Raw genomic sequence first — 6413 nt, forward strand, 5'->3', positions numbered from 1 at the left:
CGCTGTCCCCTATATTTCTGATATATACGTGTACGCCGATATTTCTTTATCTTTTTAACATAGCTCAATTGCAGAGTAAATTGAATTTATACAAATCTGTAGATATCGCATTGTAGTCATCCATTTTGTCAAAATCGAGCCGCTTAAAAAAAATGGCTTCATTCAGCTAAGTGCTGAATGAAGCCATTCGTGTCAAGGCCCAGGCCGTGGAGCAAATTTAACGGACTTACTCTTTTGCAACTATCCTCTGCAAGCCGCTGGCCTTGATCCTGGCTTCCAGCGCTTTGCCCTTGCGCGCACGTGTGCCTATGTGTATGCCCAGGCCGCTGGCGCTGAGGCTGACTTCTTGCGGTTTGCCGCCACGGCCCAGGCCGATGACGCGTACACCGCGTTGGCTGATGGCCTGGGCAGCCAGGAGGCTTTCCTTGTCTTCCAGTTGCATCAGGATGACGCCACGCCCACCGCTGGACAGTTGTTTGATTTCTGTCAGGCCAAAGACCAGCAGGCGGCCTTTTTCTGACAGGCAGGCAATCGCACTGGCGTCGCCAGCAACCATAGCGGGTGGCAGTGGCAGATCACCTTCTTCCAGTGTCATGAAGGCTTTACCGGCTTTCATGCGGCCTACCATGTCGCCCAGTTTTGCCGTGAAACCATAACCGGCGCTGGATGCCAGCAGCAGGGTGATGTCGGCGCTGCCGGCAAAGTAATGCAGGATTTTTGTGCCGGGTGCCAGGTCGATCAGGGTAGTGACCGGCACGCCATCGCCACGGGCACCGGGCAGGGCGGCGACAGGCACGGAATACACACGACCATTGGAACCAAATACCAGCATCTGATCTACCGTGCGGCATTCAAACGTGCCGTACAGACTGTCGCCAGCCTTGAAGGTGAACTGGGCATTGTCATGACCATGCCCAGTACGCGCACGTACCCAGCCTTTTTCAGAGATGACCACGGTTACCGGTTCATCGATCACTTTTTGCTCTACCGATGCTTTGGCAGCTTCTTCGATCACGGTGCGGCGTGCATCGCCAAATTGCTTGGCATCGGTTTCGATTTCCTTGATGATCATGCGCTTCATCGAGGATGGATTGTCCAGCAGATCGTGCAGGCCAGCTTTTTCTTTGCGCAATTCATCCAGTTGCTGCTGGATTTTGATCGATTCCAGACGTGCCAGTTGGCGCAGACGTATCTCAAGAATATCTTCAGCCTGGATATCTGACAGCTTGAAGGCTGAAATCAGCGCGGGTTTAGGGTCGTCAGATTCACGGATGATACGTATGACTTCATCAATATTCAACAGCACCGCTTCACGGCCTTCCAGAATATGGATGCGGTCATCCACCTTCTTCAGACGGAACTGGGTGCGGCGTGTGACCGTCGTAAAGCGGAAAGATATCCATTCAGTGATGATGTCGAGCAAACCTTTCTGGCGCGGGCGGCCATCGCCACCTATCATCACCAGGTTGATCGAAGCCGAGGTTTCCAGCGAGGTATGCGCCAGCAGCATCTGCATGAACTCGGTCTGGTCCTGGTTCTTGGATTTCGGTTCCAGTACCAGACGTACCGGCGCATCCTTGCCGGATTCATCGCGTACCGTGTCCAGCACAGACAGGATGACCTGTTTCAGTGCCTGCTGTTCTGGTGACAGGGCTTTCTTGCCCAGCTTGATTTTTGGATTGGTCAGTTCTTCGATTTCTTCCAGCACTTTTTGTGAAGACGTACCTGGCGGCAGTTCTGTCACCACGGCCTGCCATTGGCCACGTGCCATTTCTTCTATCTTCCAGCGCGCCCGCACCTTCATGCTGCCACGGCCAGTGGCGTACATGTCATTGATGGTGGACTGCGGCGTGATGATTTGTCCGCCACCCGGGAAATCCGGGCCGGGTATATATTCCATCAGCTCGGCATGTTTCATGGCCGGGTTGCGTATCAGGGCCACGGCGGCCTTGGCTACTTCAGTCAGATTATGCGAAGGGATTTCTGTCGCCATGCCAACCGCAATGCCGGATGCGCCATTCAGCAAGACAAAGGGCAGGCGGCTTGGCAGCAGTTTGGGTTCTTCTGTGGTGCCGTCATAGTTGGGCTGGAAATCAACCGTACCCTGGTCAATTTCATCCATCAGCAAGCGCGAGATCGGTGTCAGGCGGGCTTCGGTGTATCGCATGGCCGCTGCACCGTCACCGTCGCGTGAACCGAAATTGCCCTGGCCGTCGATCAGCGGATAACGCAGCGAAAAGTCTTGCGCCATACGTACCAGGGCGTCATACACAGACTGATCGCCATGCGGATGCAGCTTACCCAGTACATCACCCACCACAGCGGCGGATTTACGCGGTTTGGCAGCAGAGTTCAGACCCAGTTCATTCATCGCATACAAAATGCGGCGCTGTACCGGCTTTTGGCCATCGCAGACATCGGGCAGGGCGCGGCCCTTGACGACCGAGATGGCGTAATCCAGATAGGCACGTTCGGCAAAAGTCGCCAGGGTCAGTGCTTCCCCATCGCCGGGTGGTGGAGGGGCTTGATCAAATAAATTTGCTTGTTCGCTCATAATTCTTTTTCGTATTTTTGATGCTAGTGTTCGATTCTGTTCGCGGCAGGGTGCTGATTAGATATCGGCTTCAACTGTATTCCCATGCTCTTCCATCCAGGCACGGCGGGCGGCGGCTTCGCCTTTACCCATCAACATATTGAAACGATCTTCAGAGAATGCCTGATCAAATTCGCCCAGCGAGACCGGCAGCAGGCGGCGTGTATCGGGGTTCATGGTGGTTTCCCATAATTGACCGGCATTCATCTCGCCCAGACCTTTGAAGCGGGAAATAGCCCATGCGCCATCCTTGACACCATCCTTGCGCAATTTATCTTCTATTGCAGTCAACTCACCCGCATCCAGCGCATAGATTTTTTGCGCCGGTTTTTTGCCACGCGCAGGTGCATCGACACGGAACAGCGGTGGGCGTGCCACGCAGATATGGCCGCGCGCGATCAGTTGCGGGAAATGTTTGAAGAACAGTGTCAACAACAAGACCTGGATGTGCGAGCCATCAACGTCCGCATCTGAGAGTATGCAAATCTTGCCGTAACGCAGATTGCTCATGTCAGCAATTTCATTGAGACCATGCGGATCGACGCCGATGGCAACAGCGATATCATGGATTTCGTTGTTGGCAAACAGACGGTCGCGTTCAGATTCCCATGAATTCAATACCTTGCCGCGCAGTGGCAAGATAGCCTGGAATTCTTTATCGCGGCCCATCTTGGCAGAGCCACCGGCAGAATCACCCTCTACCAGAAACAGTTCATTGCGGGCGAGGTCGCTGGATTCACAATCCGTCAGCTTGCCTGGCAAGACCGCCACGCCGGAAGATTTTTTCTTTTCGACTTTCTGGGCTGAGCGCAGGCGCGACTGCGCTTGTTTGATGACCAGTTCAGCCAGCTTCTTGCCGTATTCAACGTGGGAATTCAGCCATAGTTCCAGCGGTGGTTTGGTGAACGACGATACCAGGCGCACCGCATCGCGTGAATTCAGTCTTTCCTTGATCTGGCCCTGGAACTGCGGGTCCAGCACCTTGGCGGACAAGACAAACGACACACGGGCAAACACGTCTTCCGGCAACAGCTTCACACCTTTTGGCAGCAGCGAATGCATTTCGGCAAAGCTCTTGACGGCACCAAACAAGCCTTCACGCAAACCGGATTCATGCGTACCACCAGCTGGGGTAGGGATGAGGTTGACGTAGGATTCACGTACCACATTGCCTTCTTCGGTCCAGGCCACTACCCAGGACGCACCTTCGCCTTCGGCAAAGCCCTCACTTTCAGAGGTGGCGAACTGCTCACCTTCAAACAGCGGGATCAGGGGTTCGCCATGGGACGACTGGGCCAGCGCTTCAGTCAGATAGCCACGCAAGCCCTGATCATATTGCCAGGTCTGGCTTTCGCCAGTTTTGGCATGGGTCAGAGTGACCTTGACGCCGGGCAGCAGTACTGCCTTGGAACGCAGCAGGCGTTGCAATTCGCCCTGCGGGATATTGGCGCTGTCAAAATACTTGGCATCCGGCCAGATGGTGACGCGGGTACCGCTTTTCTTATCGCCACGTGCCAGTGGCTGGCTGCGCAATGGCTCTATCACATCGCCATCAGCAAAAGTCAGCTGGTGCAGGCCGGCTTCACGCCAGACCGTGATTTCCAGGCGCTTTGACAGCGCATTGGTGACCGATACACCAACACCATGCAAGCCGCCGGAGAAAGCATATGCACCGCCAGAACCCTTGTCAAACTTGCCGCCGGCATGCAGGCGGGTAAAGACGATTTCTACCGTGGGCACACCTTCTTCAGGGTGCAGGCCGACCGGGATACCACGGCCATCATCTTCAACGCTGATGCTGCTGTCTGCATTGATGGTGACGAGAATGTGTTTACAATGTCCGCCCAATGCCTCGTCTGAAGCATTGTCGATGACTTCCTGAATGATATGCAGCGGGTTTTCGGTGCGGGTATACATCCCCGGTCTTTGTTTGACCGGTTCCAGGCCTTTGAGTACTCGGATGGATGATTCGCTATAGTCGGACGGAGAAGTATTTTTTTTAGTGGCCATGCGAATGAAAATCTGTTGTTTTGGTTAATCTTGTGATGATATTTTGCAATTTTTTTCTCTGGCTGGCAGAATAAAGCTGTATTCTGGCAGCGTTTTTGCAGCTATTGTAGCTGCAATGATTGTAGCCGCAATAAGTAGGTGGAAAAACGATGTCAACAAAAACTCCAACGATCGCGATCCGACTGCTTGGATTTTCCCCAAAAGAGGAAGAAACCTTTTCAACCGTTCTTGCCGTTCTCCGCGAGAAGGGTTACCGCTATCTGGTCTTAAAAACCGGTAGTCTACAAGATCCTGACCTGCACATTGTGAATGCAGAGGATATTAAAGCATTGGCGACCCTGTCGGATTTAAATCTGGGTGATGCGCAGCCAGTGTTGCTTATTGGTAAGACTACCATCAGTTTGCCCTATCCCTTCATGCCGCGCCCTATACGCTGGCGCAAAATGTTTGATGTGCTGGATGAACTGGTTGATCGCCGTCAATTGCTGCTGACCACACTGAGCGCCTACAGCGCAGTTGCCGTACCCGAACGCCGTCGCCGTGAACGCCTCGATCTGGACTTGACCGACCCCGTCGATTACCAGAAGATGCGCCGCCCCACGGTTACCCGGGGTGGCATCATGATCGTCGACAAAGACATGCGTTTCCGTGAATATGTGGCCATGATCATGGACAGATACAATATTTCAGTCACCCTGGCCTGCGACGAACGCAGCGCCCTGATGCTGGACAAAAACAACCGTCATGCCATGACCATGATCAATACCTCGACCCCGGGGCTTGATCCGTACCGTCTGAGTAGCGAGCTGAAAAAGCAAAACACGGACCGCAGGACGACGGTGATTTTTTTGGTGGATAAGACATTTACTTATAAAGTTGCCAATGCGCAGCAGGCGGGGTGTGAGGGGTTTTTGACCAAGCCTTTGTCGCGTAAGCAGGTGTTGTCGACGATACAGAAGTTTTTGGAGTTGAGGTAGGGGGCTTGCTAGCGTAGCTCCTTCGCTCCAGCGAAGACTGAAGTCTGCCGGGTTTGAGTCCGGCGGTGTTTGTTGTCTACCGGCCCAATTGAAATTCCTTCCCCTTCAAGGGGAGGGTTAGGGTGGGGATGGGTATCTTTCGATAAGCGGCAATCATAGCTTCGTCGCTCCAGCGCAGGCTGGAGATCACCGGGCTGGCGCTCCAGCGGCGTTCGTTGCGAGCTTGTGTTGTGTGTAAAGCGATTGCACTTCGCAAAGACAAGCCGGATTTCGGTCAATTAACAGTAATCATCATATCGTCGCTCCAGCGAAGGCTGGAGCCCAGCGGCGTTCGTTGTATGCTGTGTCGTTAATTAAACCGATAGCCCTTCGTGGATGCAAGCCGGGTCTCGGCCCGGCGGCCGAGATACTTTCTTTTGCTTCGCCAAAAGCAAGTATCCAAAGAAAAGGCGACCGCAGACTTGCCCTTCGGGTGCTTACGCTACGCTTCAGCACAATTTGTGCATCACAAAAAATGGGAAAGCTTCGAAACTCGCCTTCGGCTCAAACACGAAGCTTTCTGATCCATTTTCTGTGGCGCACAAATTGCTACGTCCCAAGCGGATTAAGTTCAAAAACAACCCCGACGTCAAAAACAACCCCGACGTCAAAAACAACCCCGACGTCAAAAACAACCCCGACGTCAAAAACAACCCCAACGTCAAAAACAACCCCAACGTCAAAAACAACCCCAACGTCAAAAACAACCCCAACGTCAAAAACAACCCCAACGTCAAAAACAACCCCAACGTCAAAAACAACCCCAACGTCAAAAACAACCCCAACGCCAACAG

4 protein-coding genes are annotated in these 6413 nt (G+C 53.4%); 2 read left to right on the forward strand and 2 right to left on the reverse strand.

Going from position 1 to position 6413, the window contains the following annotated elements:
- Nucleotides 1–226: 226 nt before the first annotated feature.
- Both parC and ACO0LK_RS10830 read right to left on the reverse strand, forming a co-directional pair.
- Entirely contained in the window at nucleotides 227–2554 is a 2328-nt protein-coding gene (parC, locus tag ACO0LK_RS10825) for a DNA topoisomerase IV subunit A (protein WP_422974897.1), read from the reverse strand.
- 57 nt (nucleotides 2555–2611) lie between these two features.
- Nucleotides 2612–4603 carry a DNA topoisomerase IV subunit B gene (locus ACO0LK_RS10830; protein ID WP_422974899.1) on the reverse strand — a complete coding sequence of 664 codons (1992 nt, stop codon included), beginning with the start codon at nucleotides 4601–4603 and terminating at the stop codon, nucleotides 2612–2614.
- Nucleotides 4604–4752: 149 nt separating this feature from the next.
- Here ACO0LK_RS10830 and ACO0LK_RS10835 point away from each other — a divergent pair, with 149 nt between their 5' ends.
- Both ACO0LK_RS10835 and ACO0LK_RS10840 read left to right on the forward strand, forming a co-directional pair.
- Nucleotides 4753–5580 (forward strand): response regulator, encoded by an 828-nt coding sequence (locus ACO0LK_RS10835; protein ID WP_422974901.1) that lies wholly within the window; start codon nucleotides 4753–4755, stop codon nucleotides 5578–5580.
- 585 nt (nucleotides 5581–6165) lie between these two features.
- Nucleotides 6166–6413 (forward strand): hypothetical protein (locus ACO0LK_RS10840; RefSeq protein ID WP_422974903.1); only part of this gene is annotated, 248 nt, incomplete at its 3' end.

Source organism: Undibacterium sp. Ji49W (assembly GCF_049340205.1).
Classification (GTDB): Bacteria; Pseudomonadota; Gammaproteobacteria; order Burkholderiales; family Burkholderiaceae_D; genus Undibacterium.

Bases quoted from the DNA above. Each gene is read 5' to 3' on its own strand.
- ACO0LK_RS10835 (WP_422974901.1), top strand. From the start codon at position 4,753: ATGTCAACAAAAACTCCAACGATCGCGATCCGACTGCTTGGATTTTCC.
- ACO0LK_RS10830 (WP_422974899.1), bottom strand. From the start codon at position 4,603: ATGGCCACTAAAAAAAATACTTCTCCGTCCGACTATAGCGAATCATCC.
- parC (WP_422974897.1), bottom strand. From the start codon at position 2,554: ATGAGCGAACAAGCAAATTTATTTGATCAAGCCCCTCCACCACCCGGC.